The organism is Streptomyces sp. TAA486, assembly GCF_000426165.1.
This window is the reverse complement of the sequence record NZ_AUEV01000018.1, coordinates 80,558-104,229: the sequence shown is the minus strand read 5'-3', so window position 1 is coordinate 104,229 and position 23,672 is coordinate 80,558. Positions and strand designations below refer to the sequence as shown.

The following is a 23,672-nucleotide window of genomic DNA, read 5'->3' as shown; positions in this document are numbered from 1 at the left end:
GCACCTCTCGCTCCGGGCCGCCTGGTGCCCCGGGCCGGCCAGTGCTCCGGAGGACGGCTCCACTAGCGGCCGGCGATGCCCTCGAGCACCAGGTTGGTGAAGTCCTTGGTGCCGGCCGTCCCGCCGAGGTCACGCGTGCGGACATCGGTCGTGGCGAGCACGGACGCGAAGGAGTCGAGGACCTCGGCGCCGGCCTCGGGGTGACCGAGGTGGTCGAGCATCATCGAGGCGCTCCAGATCGCGCCGAGCGGATTGGCGACGCCCTGGCCTGCGATGTCGGGAGCCGAGCCGTGTACGGGCTCGAACATCGAGGGGTACTCGCGCTCGGGGTTGAGGTTCGCCGCGGGAGCGATGCCGATACTGCCGGCGACGGCGGCCGCCAGGTCGGAGAGGATGTCGCCGAACAGGTTCGAGCCGACGATGACGTCGAACCGGGACGGATCCAGGACGACCTTCGCGACGAGGGCGTCGATGTGCTCCTGCCGCCAGGTCACGTCGGGGAACCGGTCACCGGCCTCCTTCACCAGCTCGTCCCAGAACGGCATGGTGTGGATGATGCCGTTGGACTTCGTCGCGGAGACCACGTCGCCGCTGCGCCGCTGAGCGGTGGTGAAGGCGTAGTCGAGGATGCGCTCGACGCCGGGCCGGGTGAAGACCGACTGCTGGACGGCCATCTCGTCGGGGAAGCCACGGTTGAGGCGTCCGCCGATCTCGGAGTACTCACCCTCGACGTTCTCGCGTACGACGACGAAGTCGACGTCGCTGGTGGCCTTCGCCAGCGGGCTGGGGACGCCCTCGAGGACCTTGATCGGACGCAGGTTCACGTACTGGCGGAACTGGCGGCGGATGGGGATGAGCAGACCCCACAGGGAGACATGGTCGGGCACGCCGGGCCATCCGACGGCGCCGAGGAGGACGGCGTCGTGGTGCCGGATGCGGTCCAGGCCGTCGGCGGGCATCATCGCGCCCTCGGCGGCATAGCGCTCACAGGACCAGTCGAGCGAGTCGTAGGTGAACGTGAGTCCATGACGGCTGCCGACGGCGTCGAGGACGGCGCAGGCGGGCGGCAGCACCTCGGCGCCGATGCCGTCGCCGGGGATCAGGGCGATGCGGTAGCGAGTGGTCATGGTCCCCATGGAACGCTCAGGGAATCGCGGCTGTCCAAGTCCTGTTTGCAACCCTTTCGATAAGGCTTGCCTATCGGTTGCGCCGGGTCCCGCCCTCACCGGTGCCCTGCTCGCCCCTGATGACGGCGACGAACGCCGCGGCGGCCGAGCTGAGCCTGTGGCGCTGCCAGACCAGGCCCACGTCGAGGGCGTCATCGACGGCCAACCGCCGTACGCGCAGCCCGACCGCTTCGGCGAGCGGTCCCCAGGAGTCGGCGACGACGGCCGCTCCCACCCCGCTGAGGACCAGCGGCAGGAGGCCCTCGCGGTGCTCGATCTCGATGGCGACGCGACAGTCGGTCGCGGCGACGATGGCGTCCGCGACCCGGCGCATCCCCGTTCCCGGCTGTCCGGAGACGAGGCGCAGGCCGGAGAGTTCGTCGACCGCCAACGGGTGGTCGCCGGGCGGCAGTTCGACGTCGTCGCGGGCGACGAGCACGAACGACTGCGTCTCGATGGGCACATGGTCGAGGTCGGCGAACACCTCGTGAGTGCCGGCCGCTGCGACGACGCCGACCTCGGCGACGCCTCTGCGGAGGGCGTCACGTACGTCGTCGGGCCGTGCGGCGGCCACCACCGCCACCTGCACGTGGGGGTATGCGTCGACGTAGGCGGCGACGAGCCCGGTGAGCGGATTGACGACCTGGGACGGCATGGAGGCGATACGCAGCTGCCCACCCCTCAGGTCGTCCACGGCCGCGACCGCCTCGCGGGCGACATCGAGGGACCGGACCACCTCGCGGGCCGGCGCGACCAGGGCCGCGCCCGACGGGCTCAACACGAGCCCACGGCCCTGCCGCAGGAACAGGCTGGTCCCGAGCTGCGCCTCCAGTCGGCGAATCGTCTGGGTCACCGACGGCTGGGCGACGAAGAGGTGCTCGGCCGCGCGGTGCACGCTGCCGTGGTCCACCACGGCGAGGAAGCAGCGCAGCTGTCGTATGTCCAAGCCGTTCACCGCCTTGATGTGCCCGGGCAGCGGCTGCCCGTCAGGCCGGATCCACAGGCGAAGCGAGTACGGGAGCGAGTCCCCTCAGCGTCCTGACCTGCGATGGTTCGTCCACCAGTCGTCGGATAGGCGAACCTTATCGGTCGGGCTGCAAATGAGTCTTGGACAGCACAGGTGACCGTCGTCACGATGTACCCGCACCTCACCCACCCACAGTTCCTGCGGCGGTCAACGGTCCGACGAGCTCGACGAGCCGGACGGTGGCCGCGTCCCTGAGGTCCGGAAGGCGGGCACCTCACGGATCCGCCGGACCGCCCGGAACTGGACGAGCGGAGTATCACGTGCCTGACGAGGCCCTGTTGTTCCTCAACACGGCGATCGCCATCGTCGGCATCGTCGTCGCGATCACCTGGCTGAAGTTCCCGCCGGTGTTCGCGCTCCTCTTCGGAACCCTCTACCTCGGCCTGACCACCGCGGTCGGGGCCAAGGGCACTCCGAAGGCGGTCACCGACGGATTCGCCGACGTCATGAGTGAGATCGGCATCATGGTGACGTTCGGCGTCATCCTCGGCGCGCTGCTCACGGTGACGAACACGATGCAGCGGCTCGTCGAGGCGATGCTCAAGATCTTCGGCGAGCGCAGCATCCCGTATGTCTTCGCGGCGACGCTGAGTTCGCTCTTCTCCTCGATCTACGCGGATGTTCTGCTGGTTCTCTCGGCGCCGCTCGCCCGCCGGCTCGGACCCCGGCTGGGCCCCAAGGGCCGCGCCATGATGGGCGGCACGCTCACCGCGGGCATCGAGGTGGGGCTGGTCTTCATCGCTCCCGGCGTCGCCGCCGTCGCCATCGCCGGCATTCTGGACGTCCCACTGGGCCAGATGTTCCTGGTCGGCCTCGCGGTGGGTCTGCCGACGACACTGCTGACCACGCTCGCCTTCGCCACCATCCTGCGCGTCATGACGTGGCGGCCCGAGTTCGACGAGGTCACCGAGGCCGACGCGTCCTCGTCGGCTCAGCCCTCCGCGCTCGACGGCTCCGACGGCTCCGACGGCGGGGGCGTCCGCCGCCAGGACGGAGACAACCCTCAGGCCACCGGCGAGGGTCCGAAGGCCGGCAGCGCGACCGTCGCCGCAGCGGCTGCCCAGGACCGTGGGACGACCACCGCCGAGGCACCCGCCGAGGCGCAGGCGGGGACACAGGCCGGGACACCGCTCCGGCAGAAGGCAAGGGAACTGCCGCTGTTCCTCGCCGTCACACCGGTGTTGCTGACGCTGGTCCTGATTGCCGGTGGAGCGCTCGCGGAGGCCGTGTCCCTCGACGTCCCGGCGCTGGCGTTCCTCACCGACCCGGCGGTCGCCATCCTGCTGGGCGCGAGCCTCGCCTACGTACTGGCCAGCCGCGTCCGGTCCAGGGAAGAGGTCGCCGGGGCCATAGGTTCGGCGCTGGCTCAGTGCGGCCCGATCCTCGTACTCAGCGGCATCAGCGGCTCCCTCGGACTCGTCATCGAACGCTCGGGGATGGCCAAGGTTCTGGGCGGCGCGTTCTCGTCCGGGATCCTGCCGCCCCTGCTGCTGATCTGGATCGTGGCGGCGGTGCTGCACGTCGCGCTCGGTTCCATATCCATCGCGGGCATCACCGCCGCGGGAATCCTGGCGCCCATCGCCGGCGATCTCGACCAGCCGCTGGTCCTGGTCGCCCTCGCGGCCGGTTCGGGCGCCCTGTTCGTGCCGCACGTGTCCAGCAACTTCTTCTGGATGTTCCAGTCCCTGCTCGGGTTCTCCACCCGGGGGACGATGAAGACCCACTCCGTACCGATGACCTTGGCGTCGGTCATCTCGCTGCCCATCATCCTCACGATCTCGGTGTTCGTCTGACGTCGCCCGAGGGCCGAGGGTTCGGCAGCGTCCGGGGCTCGACGGTGACGGCAACGGCCGTGCCACGACCGGCCGTTGCCACCCTGCGCCTCGTCGTCCTGGACCGCCGGGCACGCTCCTGCCCGGCGGTCCGGAAGGCACGGCCTAGCCGAAGAGAGCCGGGAGCGTGCCCTCGTGAGCTTCACGCAGCTCACGCAGTGACACGCTGAACTGGCCCTGTACCTCGATCTCTTCACCGTCCACGACGCCGATCCGCGCCGCCGGCAGGCCACGCGCACCACACATGTCGTTGAAGCGGACCTCTTCGCTGCGGGGCACCGCGACCAGCGCGCGCCCCTGCGACTCGGAGAAGAGGAAGACGAACGGGGACAGTTCGTCCGGCACGACGACGCGCGCGCCGTTGCCGCCCTTCAGACAGGACTCGGCGAGCGCCTGGATCAGGCCGCCGTCGCTCAGGTCGTGCGCGGCGTCGATCATCCCGTCACGGGACGCGGCGATCAGGATCTCCGCGAGCAGCCGCTCCCGCTCCAGGTCGACGGCCGGCGGCAGCCCGCCCAGGTGCCCGTGTGCGACCTGGGACCAGGCGGAGCCGCCCAGCTCCTCCCGCGTCTCGCCCAGCAGGTAGAGCAGTTGGCCCTGCTCCGCGAAGGCGATCGGCGTACGGCGGTTCACGTCGTCGATGACACCGAGGACTCCCACGACCGGCGTCGGGTGGATCGCCGCGTCGCCCGTCTGGTTGTAGAGGGAGACGTTGCCGCCCGTCACCGGGGTGCCCAGCGTGCGGCAGGCGTCGGCGAGCCCCCGGCACGCCTCGGCGAACTGCCACATCGCCGAAGGGTCCTCCGGGGAGCCGAAGTTGAGGCAGTCGGTGACGGCGAGCGGGCGGGCGCCCGTCGCCGCGACGTTGCGGTACGACTCGGCCAGCGCGAGCTGAGCGCCCCGGTAGGGGTCGAGCTTGGCGTAGCGGCCGTTGCCGTCCGTGGCGACCGCGACCCCCAGACCCGTCGTGTCGTCGACGCGGATCATGCCGCCGTCCTCGGGCTGCGCCAGAACGGTGTCGCCGAGTACGTAACGGTCGTACTGGTCGGTGATCCAGGACTTGGCGGCCTGGTTGGGAGAGGAGACCAACGCCAGCGCTGCCGCCCGCAGTTCCTCACCCGTGCCGGGACGGGGCAGCGCTGCCGCGTCGTCGGCCTGCAGCCGGTCCTGCCAGGGCGGGCGCTCGTACGGACGCCGGTAGACCGGGCCCTCGTGCGCGACGGTGCGCGGCGGTACGTCGACGATCTGCTCGCCGTGCCAGTAGATCTCCAGCCGCTCACCCGGCGTGACCTCGCCGATGACCGTGGCGATCACGTCCCACTTCTCGCAGATCTCCAGGAACCGGCCCACCTTGTCCGGCTCCACCACGGCGCACATCCGCTCCTGCGACTCGCTCATCAGGATCTCCTCGGGGGAGAGCGAGGAGTCACGCAGCGGGACGGTGTCCAGCTCGACGCGCATGCCGCCGCTGCCGGCGCTGGCCAACTCGGAGGTGGCGCAGGACAGTCCGGCGCCGCCCAGGTCCTGGATGCCGGCGACCAGCCTCTCCTTGAAGATCTCCAGCGTGCACTCGATGAGCAGCTTCTCCTGGAAGGGGTCGCCGACCTGGACGGCCGGGCGCTTGGCCGGTCCTTCCGCCTCGAAGGTCTCCGAGGCGAGGACCGATACGCCGCCGATGCCGTCGCCGCCGGTGCGCGCCCCGTAGAGGATGACCTTGTTGCCGGTGCCGGAGGCCTGCGCGAGGTGGATGTCCTCGTGCTTCATCACCCCGACGCACAGGGCGTTGACCAGCGGGTTTCCCTGGTAGCAGTCGTCGAAGACCACTTCCCCGCCGATGTTGGGCAAGCCGAGGCAGTTGCCGTAGCCGCCGATGCCGGAGACGACGCCGGGCAGTACCCGCCTGGTGTCCGGGTGGTCGGCGGCGCCGAAGCGCAGCGGGTCCATCACGGCGACGGGACGTGCGCCCATCGCGAGGATGTCGCGCACGATGCCGCCGATGCCGGTGGCGGCGCCCTGGTAGGGCTCGACGTAGCTGGGGTGGTTGTGCGACTCGACCTTGAAGGTGACGGCGTAGTCCTGGCCGATGTCGACGACGCCGGCGTTCTCGCCGATGCCCACGAGCATCGCGTCGCTCTCGGGGGCCTTCTCACCAAACTGCTTCAGATGCACCTTGCTGCTCTTGTACGAGCAGTGCTCCGACCACATCACCGAGTACATGGCCAGCTCGGCCCCGGTGGGGCGGCGGCCGAGGATCTCGCGGATGCGCTCGTACTCGTCCTGCTTGAGGCCGAGTTCGGCCCACGGCTGCTCGGTGTCGGGGGTGTCGGTGGCGTGCTTGACGGTGTCGAGAGCCGTGCGGGGAGTGGGCTGCGTGGACGGAGTCATGCGGTGACCAGCCTCTTGAGTACCGAGGTGAAGAAGCCCAGCCCGTCGGTCGTCGGCCCGGTGAGGGTCTCGACGGCGTGCTCGGGATGCGGCATGAGACCGACCACGTTCCCGGCCTCGTTGGAGATGCCCGCGATGTCGCGGCGGGAGCCGTTGGGGTTGCCGTTCAGGTACCGGAAGACGACGCGGCCCTCGGCCTCCAGGGCGTCGAGGGTGCGCTCGTCGGCCACGTAGCCGCCCTCGCCGTTCTTCAGCGGGACGGTGATCTCCTGGCCCTCGGCGTAGTCGGACGTCCAGGCGGTGTCCGTGCGCTCGACGCGCAGCCTTTGGTCCCGGCAGATGAAGTGCAGATGGTCGTTGCGGGTGAGCGCGCCCGGAAGGAGATGCGACTCGCACAGCACCTGGAAGCCGTTGCAGATACCGAGCACCGGCATGCCCGCGCGTGCCTGCTCCAGCAGGGGCTCCATGACGGGCGAGAAGCGGGCGATGGCGCCGCAGCGCAGATAGTCGCCGTAGGAGAAGCCGCCCGGCAGCACGACCGCGTCCACCTGACGCAGGTCCTTGTCGCGGTGCCACAGCTCGACGGGCTCACCGCCCGCGAGCCGCACCGCGCGCCGGGCGTCGCTGTCGTCGAGTGATCCGGGAAAGGTGACGACGCCGATGCGTCCGAGACCGCCGCTCACGCAGCGGCTCCCTCTTCGACGCGCACCGTGTAGTTCTCGATCACTGTGTTCGCGAGGAAAGTCCCCGCCAGTTCGTGGATACGGGCCAGCGCCTCGTCGGTGACGGGCTCCGCCACCTCCAGTTCGAAGCGCTTGCCCTGGCGTACGCCCTCGATGCCCTCGAAGCCGAGACGCGGCAGTGCTCGCTGCACCGCCTGTCCCTGCGGATCGAGGATCTCCGGCTTCAGCATGACGTCGACTACGACGCGAGCCACAGGTACTCCCGGTGATGGTGATTTTGCTGAGCGTTGGTGCGTGCTGCCAGCGAAGCGACGCGCCAGCCAGCCTACCGGCCACGAAAATCTACGCGCGTAGATATCTGCCCCGCCCACTCGCCGCACACGCTTTCCACGACCCTCCGCCGGTTCCGGCACCCGCCGGAGCTCTGGGAAAAATGCCGTGAAAAAAGTATGGTCCCGATTGCGGTCTGACACGCGAGTCGAAATACTCTCGCTTCACATTGCAAAGTCCGCGGCTGTACAAAAGGAAAGTCCCACCTCAATCCTGCGGATCACTCGCAGCTCCTCCTGGTCCTTGCATGTCAGCGCGGAGAATCCTGTGATCCAATTCGCGATCCTGATGGAAGGTCCGATATCCGTGGCACAACGTGTAGTGGTCACCCTCTCCGACGATCTTGACGGCGGAGAAGCATCGGAAACGGTCTCCTTCGGACTCGACGGGAAGTCGTACGAGGTAGACCTCAACATCGAGAACGCGAAGAAGCTGCGTGAGGACCTCGCGCGCTTCGTCGAAGCGGGCCGCAAGCGGGCCAAGTCCGGCAAGGCCTACCACCGCACAGCCGTCGCTCCCGACCCGCGCGCCGTTCGCGCCTGGGCCGAGTCCAACGGCTTCGAGGTACCCGCCCGCGGCCGCATCCCGAAGAAGGTCTACGACGCCTTCAACGCCTCCCGTTGACCTCCGTGCCCGGCCCTTGCGGCACGCCTGCGGCGTACGCGACGCATCCGTACCGCGGGCCGGGCGGCCCGACTTGCCACGGACCCCGGGTGATCCGCTAGAGTCGGGCCCGTCGCCGCGAGGGGAACCTCACGGAGCGCGCGGGTGTAGCTCAGTAGTAGAGCGCCCCCTTTCCAAGGGGGAGGCGCAGTGTGCGATTCCTGTCACCCGCTCTCGTTCTCACATGGACCGGCATCGGTAACGATCAGGTACAGTGGGGGCGCACCACGCAGCAGGGCCTCCCGGGAAGCCGGGAAGAATGCCGGTGGAAGCACGCGGACGTAGCTCAGTTGGTAGAGCGCAACCTTGCCAAGGTTGAGGTCGCGAGTTCGAGCCTCGTCGTCCGCTCCAAGCTCATCGGGATCCGGTTCCACCGGACCCGCGATTCAGCAGTGAGAGAACCCCGGTCCCCGGACCGGGGTTCCTTCCGTTTCCGGACCGGAATCCGGCCGCCCCGTATCCACGGTCCGAAAGACCGTTCTCCAGGCGCACCTCTCACCCACCGGCGCGCCGGCCTCCGTGTGCAAGCCGCCTTGCCCGCGCATGAGGTTCGTCATGCGCACTCGTGACAGCACGCACCGAGTGACCGCGGGTTCCCGCGGAAAACTGAGGACATGGATGCGATCGAGGTCGACGGACTCAAACGGCGATACGCGAAGGGCTTCGAAGCCGTGCGCGGTGTCTCGTTCTCCGTACGGGAGGGCGAGATCTTCGCGCTACTGGGCACGAACGGAGCGGGCAAGACCTCCACGGTCGAGCTGCTGGAGGGCCTGGCACGGCCCAGCGGCGGCAATGTGAGAGTGCTCGGATTCGACCCGTACTCGGAGCGCACCGCGGTGCGGCCCCGTACCGGAGTGATGCTCCAGGAAGGCGGCTTCCCCTCCGAGTTGACGGTCACCGAGACCATACGGATGTGGGCCGGCTGCACCAGCGACGCCCGTCCGATCGGCGAGGTGCTGGCACAGGTCGGACTCTCCGACCGGCGCGCACAGGTCCGGGTGAAACAACTCTCCGGCGGTGAACGACGGCGCCTGGACCTGGCGATGGCACTGGTCGGGCACCCGGAGGTGCTCTTCCTGGACGAGCCGACCACCGGCATGGACCCCGAAGGGCGCCGGGACACCTGGGAGTTGGTGCGTGAACTGCGCAGGGCCGGCACGACGGTGCTGCTGACCACGCACTACCTGGAGGAGGCCGAGGAGCTGGCCGACCGGCTGGCCATCATGCGTGGGGGACGCATCGTCACGGCCGGCACTCCCGAACAGGGCGTCGCGGAGCGGCCGTCCAGCATCCGATTCACGCTGCCCGAGGGCCTCTCGCCGCAGCATCTGCCGCCGACGCTGCAGCCCACCCTGCGGGAGGGGCGTGTGGAGATCCGTACGCCGCAGCTGCAGTCGGCGCTGACCGATCTGCTGCTCTGGGCGCGGCAGGCGGGCGTCGAACTGCCGGGGCTGCACGCCCGCACCGCGACCCTCGAAGAGGTGTTCCTGGAGATCGCGCAGCTTCCCGACGAGGCGGACGAGGACGGCCAGGCCGGCGCACCCGGCAAGCACCGGGCCGGGGCGGCATCCGGCGGCATGGAGGTGGAGCGGGTATGAGCAGCACGGACGCGGCCACGGTCAAGGCGCCGGGCAGGGTGGACACTTCGGCGATGTGGCGCCGCCTGCGCGCGCTGGGGCGTGCCGAACTGACGCTCCTGATGCGGAACAAGGCGATGCTCTTCGTCGCCCTGGCCACTCCGGCCCTGCTGACGGTCCTGATGCGCCAGACCGCCAGCGGCATGAACCTCGAGGGCACGGGTCTTTCGCTGGGGACGGTGCTGGTCCCGGGCTCGATCGGCTACGTGCTGGTCTTCGCCGTCTACGCCAATCTGACCGGCATCTACGTCACGCGGCGCGAGGAGCTGGTGCTCAAGCGGTTGCGTACCGGTGAGGCCAGCGACGGCGAGATCCTGACGGGCAGCGCCCTGCCGTCACTCGTGCTGGCGCTCGGGCAGTGCGTTCTGCTGCTCGGCGGCGGCGCGGTCCTGCTCGACCTCGCGCCGCCGGAGCGGCCGGAACTCGTCGCTGCCGGGCTGCTGCTGGGCCTGCTGCTGATGGTGCTGATGGCCGCGGTGTCCGCCGCCTTCACGCGCACGACAGAAGCCTCGCAGATCACCACATTCCCGTTCATGGCGATCTCTTTCGTGGGGTCCGGGGTCGTCGTCCCGCTGGACGTCATGCCGGACGCGCTCGCCAATGTGTGTTCTCTGCTCCCGGTGTCACCGACGATGGAGCTGGTACGCAACGGCTGGGTCGGCACACTGAGCGGCATGGACACCGTGAAGGCGCTGGCCGTCCTGGTGGTGTGGATCATCCTCGGGACCGTCGCCGTGCGGCGCTGGTTCCGCTGGGAGCCGCGACGCTAGACAGGTGAGGAGCACGGGCACGTGATCGGCTGGTGGGGGGTGGCCCCGAAGTACCGCCGCTGGCAGGAGCGCAGCAGCCACGAACAGGTGGAGGCGTCGACGCGGTGGATGCTCGTCGCGTACGCCTGGCTGACACTCGTGGGCTTCGTCGTGCAGCTCGTGCCGAACGCGGGCCCCGGTGCTCTTCCCCGCACCCTCGCCTGGACGGTCCTCGGGCTGGGCCTGGTGCAGTGCCTGCTCTGCACGGGCGTACTGCACCGGGCCATCGACAGCTATCTGGGCACACGCACCATCGCGGGCGCCCGGCTCGCACTGCCAGCCGTGCTGATGGCCTCGATGACCGCCCTCACGGTGGCGCTCGTCGCGATCGGCGCCGTCGAGGTCGGGCTGGAGGTGGGCCTCGGGCTGCACGGGGCGCTCGCACCGTTCGCCGTCACCTTCGGTGTGGCGGTGCCGAGGCGTACGGCGGCGCTCGCGCTGTGCGGCTACCTCGCGGCCACGACGGCAGCGCTCGCCGCGGCGGGGCTGCCGGGGGCGGACCTGCTGGCGGCGCTGGTCGTCGGGGGCCTCGGCGGTCTCCTGTCCGTCTTCACCGGCCGCTCCTCCGCCTGGTACATAGCGGTCATCAGGGAGCTGGAGGAGGCCCGCGGCGTACAGGCGAGGCTGGCCGTCGCCGAGGAGCGGCTGCGCTTCAGCAGGGACCTGCACGATGTGATGGGACGGAACCTGTCGGCCATCGCTCTCAAGAGCGAGCTGGCGGCGCAGCTGGTGCAGCGCGGGTCCGACACCGGGGCATCCGTCGACCAGATGACCGAGGTGCAGCGCATCGCCCGCGAAGCGCAGTCGGAGGTGCGGGCGGTGGTCCGCGGCTACCGCGACGTGGACCTGCCCACCGAACTCGCAGGCGCGCGCGGGATCCTGCGCGCGGCAGGTGTCGACTGCCGTACCGACAACGGCGGTTCGCTGCTGCCGGCTCCCGTGCAGGCCGCGCTCGGGTGGGTCGTACGGGAGGGGGCGACGAACGTGCTGCGGCACGCGGACGCGACCTGGTGCACGGTGTGGGTGGGAACGGACCCGGCGGGCCGCAGCGCGCTGCTGGTCATGGAGAACGACGGCGCACGCGGCCAGGCGCCCGGAGGGCGTGCGGGCTCCGGGCTCGCGGGACTGCGCGAACGTCTCGACGGGGTCGGCGGCACGCTGCGCGTGGCACGGGACGGCGAGAGCGGTACATTCCGGCTGACGGCCGAGGTCCCGCTGGCAGCCGGGAACGACGCGAGCGCGGACGAGGCGGTCACGGACCCGGCAGGCACGGCCCGGGCCGGCACCACCAGCACCCACGGCACCGGCACGGACGGGAAGGACTCGGCGGAGTGAGCGGCGCGCAAGGCGGGCGGAACGACGAGGGCGGACCGGGCGGCGGCATCCGCGTGCTGCTCGCCGACGACGAGCATCTGATCCGCGGCGCGCTGACCGCTCTCCTCGCGCTGGAGGAGGACCTCACGATCGTCGCGGAGGCGGCCTCCGGACCCGAGGCGGTCGCCATGGCCCGCGCACACGCGCCGGACGTGGCCGTACTGGATCTGCAGATGCCCGGGGCCGACGGCGTACAGGTCGCGACGCAGCTGCGCGACGAACTGCCCGCGTGCCGGACGATGATCGTGACGAGTCACGCCCGGCCGGGCCATCTCAAGCGCGCGCTCGCGGCAGGCGTGCGGGGCTTCGTGCCGAAGACCGCTTCCGCGCAGCAGCTCGCGGAGATCATCCGGGCCGTGCACGAGGGAACCCGGTACGTGGACCCGGAGTTGGCGGCGGACGCCATCAGCACGGGCGACTCGCCGCTGACCGCCCGCGAGACGGAACTGCTGGCCTTGGCGGCGAACGGTGCTCCCGTCGCGGACATCGCGGTGCGGGTCTCTCTGACACCCGGAACCGTCCGCAACTATCTCTCCGCCGCGACCGCGAAGCTGGGCGCGGAGAACAGGCACGCGGCGGCGCGCAAGGCGCGCGAGCGCGGCTGGCTCTGAGCGGCGGGTCCAGGGCCACGGGGCCGCGCGCGGCCGCACCTACCGTACCGACCGAGCACGCGGCCCCGAACTGCCTCCGTCGAGGGGCAGGAGAACGTGCTGCAGCCCGGCGCTGCGACCTCAACTCACCCCGGGCTCCGGCCTGTACGCGCCCTCCACGGAGGCCGGTCCCCGTGCGCGGTGCGCCGCGATGCACCGGGGGCACGGCCGGGCTGCGCGGGGGAGGGCACCGGGACAGCACCGGAATCGCGCAAGGATCCGTCAACAACCCTCACACACGGACGAATTCGGACCATTCCGAGGTGCCAGGCCATGACAGGACATGCATTCCCGAGGCGGATATCTTTCGTTATCGGTTGCTTACCCTTGTGCCAATTCTCAAAGATTGAGGTTTACTTGAGCTTGCTGAGCGGCAAACCGTAAACAGGCTCTGACCAGCGGCGCGATGGTCCAGGCCATTCTCTGTCGTGGCATGAAGATGACGCTTCGCGTTGCATAAAACTGTCACGGATTCCCCTTCTGCCGCGCACCCCGTGCTGGCATCTTCATTCCTGCGGAAGCGAACCTGGGCATTCACGGGGAGGCAAGCGTGCGCTAGACCCGCTTCGCTGCAGTTTACGGTGACGACCGAAAGCTCAATCGACGGGGGCTCCGCGCCCGATGACCACCCTGGGCTACCTGGCTTCGACCACTTTCGCGAGAAACAGCCAGTCATGTCTCACAGGCTCGGAGGAAATCCCATGCTGGAAGAGAAGCTGAATCTTCAAATTCAGGACCAGCTGCACGAGGCCCACGAAGGCGAGATCGCCGAAGAAGCAGCCCCGGTTCTCGCCACCCCCGCCCTCGCGGGTGCCTTCGTCGGCGGCGCGGCCGTCGTGACGGGCGCCTACGCGGCCGGCAAGGCCGTCGGCTGACCACCGGCAACATCCCCGGCCGGCCAACTCGGTCCGGCCGTCGACCACTTGCTCCCCGGGGGACACGAGTGCTCCGGAGGGTCCAGAACAGAACAGGAGTACACACATGAAGGATGTGACGTCGCAGATCAACGAGTCGGCGGAGCTCGCCTCCGTCGCGATCACCGACGCCGAGGGTGTCGTCTTCACCGACTACACCCCGGTGATGGGCACCCCCGGCGCCTTCCTCGGCGGCGTCGCCATCGCCTCGGCGACGGTTGCGGCCTTCGAAGCGGGCCAGGACTGATCCTGACTCGAACCCGCTAGTCGCACGCGGCCCCGCGGTACCCCCTTCTGCAGGGCCTTGTGAGATCGGGGCTCCGCCCGGTCGGCCGGTCCTGACACCGGCCGACCGGGTCACACCATCACCTCTGAATGTTTCTTTCAAGTCGTCGCACGGCCCTGGGCCAGGGCTTTTCCAACTCCTTTCTGTTTCTTTGCACTTGTCGAACCAATGGAACTTCGCACCACGCCGGAAAACTTTCACGCGATTCAGACCGCCACCCCCCACTCCGACCGCCACCCCCCACTCCGGAACACGGGAACCGAGGAGACCGACGTGAAATCGCTTGCCAAAAAGCTGACCTCGACATTTCTCGGGCCTGTTCCGGTCTCCCGCAGCCGTGCACTCGCCATTTCCGAGCGGCTGACGGCGGTGACGTCGCTGACGTCGAGCCTCGAATACATCACCCACCAGCGGCAGATACGGCGCGGCGGCCTCAACGACTGGACCATCGCCCGCGGAATGCACGCCTCGTCGACCCGGCCCACGCGGCGCATTCTGGATGCGGTCGGAAATCCCAGGACGACCCGGGCACTTCACGTCGCACGCATCGCTGCGAGCGCGGCCCTGCTGGCGCCCGGGAACGCCCGCTGGCGCGGCGCCGCCAACGTGTTCCTCGGCCTGAGCAACGCGGCTCTGTATCCGCGCCACCGCTACGGCACGGACGGCTCGGACCAGGTCTCCTCGTTCGTGCAGACGGCCGCCGGTCTCGCCCGCCTCTCGCCCCAACCAGCCGTCCAGGACGCCCTGTTGTGGTACGTGGCACTCCAGGCGAACCTCTCCTACCTGGTCTCGGGCTGGGTGAAGCTGCTGGGGCAGCCCTGGCGTGACGGCTCCGCGCTCAACGGCATCATGCGCACCCGCACGTACGGGCACGAGGGGCTGTGGAACCTCACCAACCGCTACCCGGTGCCCGCCCGTTACCTCGCTCACGGCGTGCTCGCCCTTGAATGCCTCTTCCCTGTGGCGTACCTCAAGGGCGGAGCGCTCGCACGGCCCGTCATGGCGAGCGCCGCCGCGTTCCACGTGGCCAACGGCTACTTCATGGGGCTGGGCCGCTTCATCACGGCCTTCGAGGCGATGCACCCGATGGTCGCCTACACCAGCGCACCGAAGAGCCACCCCGCTGTGGCGGGGCGCGACGACCGGATGCTGAAGGCCACGGCGTCCATGGCCGCGATCGGCGTGACCGTCGCCGGATTCCTCGCCGCCATGCGCCGCATGCGGGCCACCGACCCCTGGCCCCACGGCCGGGTGCTCACCACCCGCCACGGCAACGAACTGCACTACAACGAGCGGGTCTCGGAGGACGACAGCTCTCCGGTGCTGGTCTTCGGCACCGGAATGATCTCCACGATGGAGCACTTCGGCTGGATCACGGACAAGCTGGTCGAGGAGAGCGACTACGGGATCATCACCTACAGCCGCGCGGGCTACGGGCCGAGCAAGCGCCGCAGCAGCAGCCCGTTCACCCTCCAGGAGTCGGTCGACGACCTGGTCGACCTGGTCGAGGGCGCCGTGGCGAAGGGCCGGCCCGTGTATCTGGTCGGACACTCGCTGGGCGGCGAGATCGGCCGACGGGCGGCAGCCGAACTCGGCGACCGCATACGGGGTGTGATCTACCTCGACAGCTCGCACCCGGACGAGCTGACCCGCTCCAAGCAGCAGCAGGACTCCGCCGACCGGCTCAAGGACGGCCTGAACATGCTGAGCGGCAGCCTGCGCGCCGGTCTCGGGGCCACGCTGGTCCGTCCCCGCTGGGTCCACGACCTGCCCGCCGAGGTGCGCAGCCGCGCCTTCGCGCAGTACGCGGACAGCAGGCTGTGGCGGGCCGGGTTGCGCGAATGGGACGCCACCGAGGCCGACTTCCACCGGTTCAGCGGAGACCTGCCGGCGATCGGCGCGCACGCGCTGGTGCTGTCGGCGCAGCGGACCGTCGACCGCGACCCCGAACAGCTGCTGATGCACAACGAACTCGGCGCGGCCCACCGGGGCGAGGGGCGCATCGTCCACAACTCGGTGATCGAGGGAGCCGATCACGACACCATGCTCACCGACGCCCGGCTGGGCGGGGACGTGGGCCGCCGGATCCTGGAGTTCCTGCGCGAGGTCGAGGGCCACGACGGCGACGCCGACGGCGCGGCCGGCGGCGGCCGCGGATCGGCCAAGGGAACTCACGGCTCCAAGGGGAACCAGTCCAAGGAGGCACGATGACCAGCACCCGAACTCTGGCTGTTCCCGGCGCAGTCGCCGGGACTGTGGTCCGCGCGGCCCGCGGAGCCCGGTCCGGTCTCTCCCGCGCGTTCACCGGACCGGGTGGCCTGACCCGCGCGGCGGGGGCGGCGCTGCTGCTGGGCACGTTGTCGGCGCAGCACCCCAACCCGCTGTTCAACAAGGCCCAGAAGATGGACATCTTCTCGGGGATGTTCCCCAACTGGCGCTTCTTCGCGCCCACTCCGGCGCAGCACGACTACCACATCCTCTACAGGACGCTGAACCACGAAGGGGAGACTTCCCCCTGGCGGATGGTGGAGGTCATCGTCGGCCGCAAGCTCCCGCAGATCTTCTGGTTCCCTGGACGCCGCCCCGAGAAGGCCATCTTCGACATCGTCACCGAGCTCATCACCCAGCTGGACAAGGGCTTCAGCGGAATGATGAAGCTGCCCTCCTACCGGATCCTCTGCGCCTATCTGCGCCACCGCATCCGTGAGGACGGCAACGCGGAAGGCGTGAAGGGCTTCCAGTTCACGCTCGTGCGGGCCACCGGTTACGAGGAGACCGACCCCGAGGTCGTCTTCGTCTCCCCGTACACCCAGATGAAGGCCCCGGACGAGACGGCGGCCGACGGAACCTCCGGGTGGGGGCCCTCCTACGACTCGCACATAAGGGACGACTCACGCGGGGAGGTACCCGCACAGCCGGCCTGACCGGCAGTACGCACAAGTGTCCGCCTGCGCGCCTGCGTCGGCGGGTGAACCAACACCGGATTCCGAAAGGGGTCGAAGCACATGTCCATGGGCTCGATCGTCATCTCCGTCATCGCCATCATCGTCGTCGCCGCCATCGCGCTGAACGTCTCCAAGAACAGCAAGAACAAGTAGCCGCCCCCGGCTCCCGCAAGCACAGGAAGCCGGACGACCGGAAGGCCGGGGGCCTGAAACCCCCGGCGAAGCACAGCGGAAGGCCCGCACCACGAGACCGAGAGGGGGCCCCTGATGAGCTCTGTGGACGACATAGGCTACGGGCGGCAGTTCGGAGACTTCTACGACCGGATCTTCCCGAGCGGCGCGTACACCGAGCCGACCGTGCGCAAGCTCGCCTCCCTGCACCCCGACCCCGGTGAACGCGCCCTGGAACTCGGCGTGGGCACCGGCCGGGTGGCGATACCCCTGGCCCAACGGGCCTTCCCCGTGACCGGCGTCGACTCCTCGCCCGAGATGCTCGAACAGCTCACGGCGAAGGCGAAGGAGGCGAACGCCGACGTCGAAGCGGTGCACGGCGACATCCGCAAGTACACCGACGACGCGAAGTATCAGCTGGTCTACTGCGTCTGCGCGACCTTCTCGATGATCCTCGAGGCAGACGACCAGCGGGCCGTCATGCAGCACGCCGCCGACCGGCTCGCTCCCGGCGGTGTCCTCGTCGTGGAGACGTCGAACCCGGGCGGCCTGCGGGCCCTGCACGAGGGGCAGCAGCGCACCTCGTACTTCATCCCCTACCCGGAGCCGAACACGGGGCTGCTGACGTACTCCACCGTCTTCGAGGACCGCAGCCTCTGGCACGCCTCGCACATCTGGTTCGAGGACGGCAAGTCCTCCGTCGGCTCCGAACTGGCCCGGCTCACCACCCCGGAGGAGGTGGACGGGTACGCGGCAGCCGCCGGCCTGAAGCCGGTCGACCGCTGGGCGGACTGGGAGGAGACGCCCTACGCGGAGGACTCCCCCATGTTCGTCAGCACCTACACGGCGAGGTGACCCCGGCATGAGCAGCACCGTGGAGGCGAAGGACACGACGGGTTCCGAGACTCCCCGTGCGGAGGAGCCACCGGAGCACCTGGGCCCGGCGCACGCGCGCAGACGGCGGGGCGGCACCAGTCCGGCCGCCGTCTGGTACCTGGCGCGGCGCCACCGCGGGCTGCTCGCCGCGGGCATCGTCATCGGCCTGATCGGTGTGACGGCGCAGCTCGCGCAGCCGTACGCGATCGGTGAACTGATCAAACAGGCGGCTGCGAACAAGCCACTGACCATGGCGGTCCTGATCCTCGTGGGCCTGTTCTGCGTCGACGGCGCGTTCTCGGCGCTCCAGTCGTATCTGATCGGCCGGGCCGGCGAGAACGTCGTCTACGACGTGCGCATGCTCCTCACCAGACGCCTGCTGCACGTGGACCTGTCCGCCTACAGCAAGCAGCAGCAGGGCGACGTCCTCACACGTACGGTCTCGGACACCTCGCTCGCGAAGATCGCGCTGTCGCAGAGCCTGGCGCAGCTCGTCATCAACGGATTCACGGTGGCGGGCGGCGTCGTCGTGATGTTCCTGATCGACGTGTGGATGATGCTGATCACGCTCGCCTGCCTCGGCATCGCCAGCGGCGTCTCGCTGGTGCTGGCGCGCAGCGTGCGCAGGGCGGCGGTCGTCAACCGCGAGGACACCAGCGCCTACGGCTCGGACGTGCAGCGCGCGCTGTCGGCGCTGCCCACCGTCAAGGCATCCCGCGCGGAGGACCGCGAGACGAACCGCATCGGCCTGCTGGCCTGGCGGGCACGCAACTCCGGGGTGCGGGTCAACGGCCTCAACGCGCTCTTCATGCCGGCCATGAACGTCGGTACGCAGGCGGCGCTCGCCGTCGTCGTCGGCGTCGGCATGACCCGGGTGACCCGCGGGACGATGTCGATGGCGGACCTCACCGCCTTCGTGATGTATCTCTTCTACATGGTCTCCCCCCTGGTGCTCTTCTTCCTGGCCATCGGCCAGTTCCAGCAGGGGCGTGCCGCGATCCGCAGGGTCGACGAGCTCACCACCCTTCCGCAGGAGGGCGGCGTGCTCGACAGGATGCGGCACCGGCCGAAGCCTCCGTCCACCTCGTCGCTCTCGGCGGACCAGGACGCCGTCGAGTTCCGCTCCGTGCACTTCAGCTACGGCGGCAAGGACGAGAAGAACGGCGAGGGCGGCGAGGGAAGCGCGGGGGGCAGCGCCGAGCAGCCGGCCGAGACGCTCTCCGACGTCACCTTCTCCGTGGCCGCGCGCGGGATGACCGCGGTCGTCGGCCCGTCCGGCGCCGGCAAGACCACGCTCTTCCAGCTGATCGAGCGATTCCACGCGCTGGACTCCGGAAGCATCACCGTCGGCGGCAAGGACATCGAGACGATGCCGCTGTCCACGCTCCGCGGACTCGTCGGCTACGTACAGCAGGACACCGCGGCCATGCGCGGCTCCGTGCGCGACAACGTCGTGTACGCGACGCCCGACGCCAACGACGAGGACGTACGCCAGGTCATCGAACTGGCCGGTCTCACCAAGGTCGTCAGCGAGCTGCCCCAGGGACTGGACACCGAACTGGGCGACCAGGGCAGCGGTCTCTCCGGCGGCCAGCGGCAGCGCCTGTGCATCGCTCGCGCCCTGCTGCAGAGGCCGGCGGTGCTCCTCCTCGACGAGGCCACCTCCCATCTGGACTCCGACTCCGAACGGGAGTTCCGCGAGACGCTGCGCAAGGTCTCCGCCCGCTGCGCCGTGATCGCGATCGCGCACCGCATCTCCACGGTCGTCGACGCCGACATGATCGTGGTGATGAACGAGGGCCGTGTGCAGGCCGTGGGCCAGCACGACGAGCTCATGAAGCGGGACGCGCTCTACCACCGGCTCGCCAACTCCCAGCTGCAGGCCGCCACTTCGGCCGCTTCATGGCCCACGGACCCGTCCGGCATGCCGGGGTTCGCGGGTGCCGCGGGCCAGAACGGGAACGGGACGCCGGTGCACAACGGCACGCCCGTCGGCGGATCGCGGTGACGCAGACCGTCGATGCGGCGATCGTCGGCACCGGTCCGAACGGGCTTGCCGCAGCGGTGACCCTGGCGCGGGCCGGCCTGCGGGTCGAGCTGCACGAGGCCGCCGCCTCCATCGGCGGCGGCCTGCGGGGCGAGGCGTACTTCGACAGCGACGTCCGGCACGACGTGTGCTCCGCCGTCCATCCCATGGCCGCCGCCTCGCCGTTCTTCCGCGAGTTCGACCTCACGGCCCGCGGTGTGGAACTCCTCGGCCCCGAGATCGGCTACGCGCATCCGCTGGACGACGGACGCGCCGGCCTCGCACACCCCGACCTGGACACCACCTGCGACGGTCTCGGCGAGGACGGCCGGCGCTGGCGGCAGCTGATGGAGCCGCTGGTCGAACACAGCACGGGCCTGGTGGACTTCATCATGAGCGGCCAGCGCTCCCTGCCGGACGATCCCACCGCGGTCCTGCTGCTCGCGGCGCGGCTGCTCCCCAGGAGGGCACTCAGCGGCTTCCGCGGGGACGTCGCCCCGGCGCTGCTCGCGGGAGTCGCCGCGCACGCCGTGGGCAAGCTGCCCTCCCTCGCCTCGGACGCCGTCGCGATGCTGCTGGGGCACCTCGCGCACGCGAGCGGCTGGCCGCTGCCGCGCGGGGGCAGCGAACGCATCGCCCGGGTCATGGCGGACGACGTACGGGCGCACGGCGGCACCATCCATACCGGCTCGCGCATCACCAGCCTGCGCCAGCTCGACCACGCGCGCGCCGTCCTGCTCGACACCACTCCCACCCAGCTGCTCACCCTCGCCGAAGGGCGTCTCCCGGCGGGCTACGCACGGCAGTTGAGGCGCTTCCACTACGGGCCGGGCGCGGCGAAGGCCGACTTCCTCGTCTCGGAGCCCGTCCCGTGGACCAATCCGGACGTGGGCCGCGCGGGCACCGTCCACCTGGGCGGCAGCCACACCGCGATCGCCCGCAGGGAGCGGCTGGCAGTACGGGGCAAGCCCACTGACGAGCCGTTCGTGCTGCTCGTCGACCCGGCGGCCACCGATCCCGGGCGGGCGCACAAGGGCAAGCGGCCCGTGTGGGCGTACGCGCACGTTCCGAACGGCGATCCGCGCGACCCGGTGGCCCTTCTGCGCTCACGCATCGAGACGTACGCGCCGGGCTTCGGCGACACCGTGCTCGCGGCGCGCGGCGTCGCGGCTCGCGACTACGAGTCGTACAACCCCAACTATGTGGGTGGCGACATCGGAGCCGGTGCGATGACGCTGTACCAGTCGCTGGCGCGGCCTGTCGCCAGGCTCGACCCCTGGCGCACCCCGCTGCCCGGCGTCTTCCTGTGCTCCGCCTCGACGCCGCCCGGGCCCGGCGTGCACGGCATGTGCGGCCATCTGGCCGCGGTTTCGGCTCTCCGGCACCGCTTCGGCGTGCGTGAGGCGCCGGCGCTGGGGCCGACCTCGTCGGGCGTCCGGGCCTGAGCCCGGTCCGGGCCTGAGCCCAGCCGCCCGGGCGGGGGAGCGACGGCGGCGCTGGGCACGCCCACCACCGCCTCCGGCCTTCTCAACCACCCGACGAGCCCGGCCCCGACGCGACCGCCCGTCAGATCCAGCCACGCTCCCGCGCCAGCAGCGCCGCATGCGGCCGGTTCCCCGCGCCGAGCAGCTGCATCAGGTCCGCGATGTAGCGCCGGTAGGTACGTACGGAGACACCCAGGTCGCGCGCCCCCGCCTCGTCCTTGCCCCCGGAACACATCGCCCGCAGCACCATCCGCTCCAGCTCGGAAGGCGAGTCCTCCTCGGATCTCCACTCCCCCAGCAGCGTCGCCAGGTCCTCCGACTCGGCCCAGATCGACTCGAAGAGGGCGAGGATGTTGGAGACCAGTCCGCTCTCCTGCGCGAACAGCGCGCCGGCGGCGAACTCTTCGGGGTCGACGGGGTCGACGGGGACGACGGCCGTGCGGCGGTCGTACATCTGGATCTTCGCCGTGGTGTGGGTGACCAGCCGCACCCGTGCCCCGTACGACTCCAGTTCCCGCAGATACGCCACCGTCGGCTCGTGGTCGAGAGCCTTGCGGACGAGAACGGTGCGCACCGTCAGCCCTCTTCGCAGGCAGCGCAGCGCACGCGGGCGTGCCTCGTCGATCTCGTCCTGCCGCAGCGCGACGGCCGGCTCCACGAGGGCGACCTCTTCGCGGGCGAAGAAGGCCAGATCGTCGATGCGGTCGCGGATCTTCGCCGGGTCGGTGACCTGCTCGATGCCGAGGGCGGCGGGCTCTCTCTCCTCGCCTCGCTCGGCGCGCAGCGACGCCACCAACGGCTGGAGCTGCGTGACGCGTTGCAGCTTCTCGTGCAGTTCGTGCAGGCGCAGGTCGAGCAGTCTGGCCACCGCCACGTCCGGATCCGCAGCGGCGAGTCCGTCGGCCTGTCTTCGCAGCAGGCCCAATTCACGCAACCTGCGCAACTCCCTGCGTGCCGCGTTCGGCGGCAGCCGGAGCTGGTCTATGAGGCCGTCGAGTCCTATGCCGGGCTCACGCAGACAGAGCCGGTACATGTGTTCCTGCTCCTCGGTGAGACCGAGATAGGACATCTCGTTCGTACCCAAGGTGAATTCCCCCTGTCCGGTCGCCCCGCCTGGACCCGTGCACATGGGAGGTGGTCAGAACTTGGGAACCCACATGCGGAACAGGTCTCCGAGCATAGAAAAAACGAAGGCGCCGAACACCCCTCGGAGGGAGACCTTTTCGAAAGGGCCCTTCGTATGGTGCACATCTGCCCCCGTATGCACCGTCCCGGACGGAGGATTCAACTCCGGAAATCGCGCCTTGCGTTCGGCTCGTGGATCACGACGGGTCGTCCGGCGGCCGCACCGGCACGTCAGCGCAGCGGCCAGAACCACTCGAGCCCGGTGAGCATCCGGTACGCCTCCGCATACTTCGTGCGGGTCTGTTCCACGATGCTGTCCGGCAGCGGCGGCGGAGGTTCGTCGCCCCTTTTGTCCCACCCGGACTCCGGCCCGGAGAGCCAGTCGCGGACGAACTGCTTGTCGAAGGACTCCTGCGCCTGTCCAGGCTTCCACTTGTCCGCGGGCCAGAAGCGGGACGAGTCGGGGGTGAGCACCTCGTCGCCGAGCACCAGACCCACGTCCGACTCGGCCTGCACGCCGATGCCGTCCTCGTCACCGGTCCGGTGTCCGAACTCGAACTTGGTGTCGGCGACGATGATGCCCCTGTCGAGGGCGACGTCGCGGGCGCGCTGGTAGACGGCGAGCGTCAACTGCCGCAGCTGGGCAGCGGTCTCGGCTCCGACCTCGCGGGCGACCTCCTCGTAGCTGACGTTCTCGTCGTGGTCGCCGACGGCCGCCTTCGTGGCGGGCGTGAAGATCGGACCCGGCAACTCCGAGCCGTCGGTGAGCCCTTCGGGCAGCGCGAGTCCGCAGACCGTACGGGTCTGCTCGTACTCCGCGAGACCCGAACCGGTCAGGTAGCCGCGCGCGACGCACTCCACGGGGATCATGCGCAGCGAGCGGCACACCATGGTGCGCCCCTCCCAGTCGGCCGGGGCGCCCTCGGGCACCTCGGTGCTGAGGACGTGGTTGGGGGCGAGGTCCGCGAGCTGCTCGAACCACCACAGGGACAACTGCGTGAGGATCCTGCCCTTGTCGGGGATCTCGGTCGGCAGCACCCAGTCGTATGCGGAGATGCGGTCGCTGGCCACCATCACGAGGTCGCCCGCCTCGTTGCGGTACAGATCGCGCACCTTGCCGGTGTGCAGATGCAGCAGGCCCGGGACCTGCACGGGGTCGGGCTTCTCCACGAATCCGGACACGGGTCCTCCGGGGTCGGTCAGGGTGTCCCTCCGGTGCCCCCGGCGAACAGTGGGGGAGAAGGGGAGCGCTTCAACTCCCGATTGTCCCGTACGAGGGGTTCGCACAC

The 23,672-nt window shown here is 69.9% G+C and carries 20 protein-coding genes and 2 tRNA genes; 15 read left to right on the top strand and 7 right to left on the bottom strand.

What is annotated here, in order from left to right; all coding sequences use genetic code 11:
* Positions 1-62: 62 nt before the first annotated feature.
* Positions 63-1,127, bottom strand: coding sequence for a tartrate dehydrogenase (locus tag I004_RS0123845; RefSeq protein WP_028437562.1), 1,065 nt, complete (start codon positions 1,125-1,127; stop codon positions 63-65).
* Positions 1,128-1,197: 70 nt separating this feature from the next.
* Positions 1,198-2,112, bottom strand: coding sequence for a LysR family transcriptional regulator (locus I004_RS35705; RefSeq protein WP_051345375.1), 915 nt, complete (start codon positions 2,110-2,112; stop codon positions 1,198-1,200).
* 341 nt (positions 2,113-2,453) lie between these two features.
* Between I004_RS35705 and I004_RS39915 the strand changes: the two genes are divergently transcribed.
* On the top strand, positions 2,454-3,986 hold the full coding sequence (locus I004_RS39915) for a GntT/GntP/DsdX family permease (RefSeq protein ID WP_028437561.1): 1,533 nt from the start codon (positions 2,454-2,456) through the stop codon (positions 3,984-3,986).
* 144 nt (positions 3,987-4,130) lie between these two features.
* On the opposite strand, the gene purL is transcribed toward I004_RS39915, so the two are convergent.
* From purL to purS, 3 genes are read right to left on the bottom strand one after another with little or no spacing between them, the layout of a single operon-like run.
* The gene (purL, locus tag I004_RS35700; RefSeq protein WP_037977527.1) at positions 4,131-6,410 is read right to left on the bottom strand and encodes a phosphoribosylformylglycinamidine synthase subunit PurL; all 2,280 of its coding nucleotides are present in this window, start codon (positions 6,408-6,410) and stop codon (positions 4,131-4,133) included.
* The gene (purQ, locus tag I004_RS0123825; protein ID WP_028437560.1) at positions 6,407-7,093 is read right to left on the bottom strand and encodes a phosphoribosylformylglycinamidine synthase subunit PurQ; all 687 of its coding nucleotides are present in this window, start codon (positions 7,091-7,093) and stop codon (positions 6,407-6,409) included. The genes purL and purQ overlap by 4 nt, the downstream gene beginning before the upstream one ends.
* Positions 7,090-7,347, bottom strand: coding sequence for a phosphoribosylformylglycinamidine synthase subunit PurS (gene purS, locus I004_RS0123820; RefSeq protein WP_028437559.1), 258 nt, complete (start codon positions 7,345-7,347; stop codon positions 7,090-7,092). Before purS ends, purQ begins: the two co-directional genes overlap by 4 nt.
* Positions 7,348-7,729: 382 nt before the next feature.
* Here purS and I004_RS0123815 point away from each other — a divergent pair, with 382 nt between their 5' ends.
* From I004_RS0123815 to I004_RS0123745, 14 genes are all read left to right on the top strand, one after another.
* Positions 7,730-8,047 carry a histone-like nucleoid-structuring protein Lsr2 gene (locus I004_RS0123815; protein WP_028437558.1) on the top strand — a complete coding sequence of 106 codons (318 nt, stop codon included), beginning with the start codon at positions 7,730-7,732 and terminating at the stop codon, positions 8,045-8,047.
* Between the two features lie 140 nt (positions 8,048-8,187).
* Positions 8,188-8,259: transfer RNA gene (locus I004_RS0123810), tRNA-Gly, on the top strand.
* A gap of 102 nt (positions 8,260-8,361) precedes the next feature.
* Positions 8,362-8,437, top strand: a tRNA-Gly gene (locus tag I004_RS0123805).
* Positions 8,438-8,700: 263 nt separating this feature from the next.
* The gene (locus I004_RS35695) at positions 8,701-9,684 is read left to right on the top strand and encodes an ABC transporter ATP-binding protein (protein ID WP_051345363.1); all 984 of its coding nucleotides are present in this window, start codon (positions 8,701-8,703) and stop codon (positions 9,682-9,684) included.
* Entirely contained in the window at positions 9,681-10,493 is an 813-nt protein-coding gene (locus I004_RS0123795) for an ABC transporter permease (RefSeq protein ID WP_028437557.1), read from the top strand. The genes I004_RS35695 and I004_RS0123795 overlap by 4 nt, the downstream gene beginning before the upstream one ends.
* Positions 10,494-10,514: 21 nt before the next feature.
* Positions 10,515-11,867 carry a histidine kinase gene (locus tag I004_RS35690; RefSeq protein ID WP_051345362.1) on the top strand — a complete coding sequence of 451 codons (1,353 nt, stop codon included), beginning with the start codon at positions 10,515-10,517 and terminating at the stop codon, positions 11,865-11,867.
* Complete coding sequence (locus I004_RS0123785) at positions 11,864-12,517, top strand: response regulator transcription factor (protein WP_486580187.1); 654 nt, start codon at positions 11,864-11,866, stop codon at positions 12,515-12,517. The genes I004_RS35690 and I004_RS0123785 overlap by 4 nt, the downstream gene beginning before the upstream one ends.
* Positions 12,518-13,257: 740 nt before the next feature.
* The gene (locus I004_RS39610) at positions 13,258-13,431 is read left to right on the top strand and encodes a hypothetical protein (protein ID WP_158677079.1); all 174 of its coding nucleotides are present in this window, start codon (positions 13,258-13,260) and stop codon (positions 13,429-13,431) included.
* 106 nt (positions 13,432-13,537) lie between these two features.
* Positions 13,538-13,717 (top strand): hypothetical protein, encoded by a 180-nt coding sequence (locus tag I004_RS0123775; RefSeq protein WP_028437555.1) that lies wholly within the window; start codon positions 13,538-13,540, stop codon positions 13,715-13,717.
* A 312-nt stretch (positions 13,718-14,029) separates the two neighbouring features.
* Positions 14,030-15,967, top strand: coding sequence for an alpha/beta fold hydrolase (locus tag I004_RS0123770; RefSeq protein WP_028437554.1), 1,938 nt, complete (start codon positions 14,030-14,032; stop codon positions 15,965-15,967).
* Positions 15,964-16,680, top strand: coding sequence for a hypothetical protein (locus I004_RS35685; RefSeq protein ID WP_199779454.1), 717 nt, complete (start codon positions 15,964-15,966; stop codon positions 16,678-16,680). The genes I004_RS0123770 and I004_RS35685 overlap by 4 nt, the downstream gene beginning before the upstream one ends.
* A 288-nt stretch (positions 16,681-16,968) precedes the next feature.
* The gene (locus I004_RS0123755; RefSeq protein WP_037977524.1) at positions 16,969-17,727 is read left to right on the top strand and encodes a class I SAM-dependent methyltransferase; all 759 of its coding nucleotides are present in this window, start codon (positions 16,969-16,971) and stop codon (positions 17,725-17,727) included.
* Positions 17,728-17,734: 7 nt separating this feature from the next.
* Complete coding sequence (locus I004_RS35680; RefSeq protein ID WP_078511722.1) at positions 17,735-19,756, top strand: ABC transporter ATP-binding protein; 2,022 nt, start codon at positions 17,735-17,737, stop codon at positions 19,754-19,756.
* A complete protein-coding gene (locus tag I004_RS0123745; protein WP_037977522.1) occupies positions 19,753-21,219 on the top strand; it encodes a phytoene desaturase family protein in 1,467 nt (488 codons plus the stop codon). The genes I004_RS35680 and I004_RS0123745 overlap by 4 nt, the downstream gene beginning before the upstream one ends.
* 121 nt (positions 21,220-21,340) lie before the next feature.
* Here I004_RS0123745 and I004_RS0123740 read toward each other — a convergent pair whose 3' ends face one another.
* Both I004_RS0123740 and I004_RS0123735 read right to left on the bottom strand, forming a co-directional pair.
* Positions 21,341-22,342 carry a response regulator transcription factor gene (locus I004_RS0123740; protein ID WP_028437551.1) on the bottom strand — a complete coding sequence of 334 codons (1,002 nt, stop codon included), beginning with the start codon at positions 22,340-22,342 and terminating at the stop codon, positions 21,341-21,343.
* A gap of 272 nt (positions 22,343-22,614) precedes the next feature.
* A complete protein-coding gene (locus I004_RS0123735) occupies positions 22,615-23,565 on the bottom strand; it encodes a phosphoribosylaminoimidazolesuccinocarboxamide synthase (RefSeq protein ID WP_028437550.1) in 951 nt (316 codons plus the stop codon).
* Positions 23,566-23,672 lie beyond the last annotated feature (107 nt).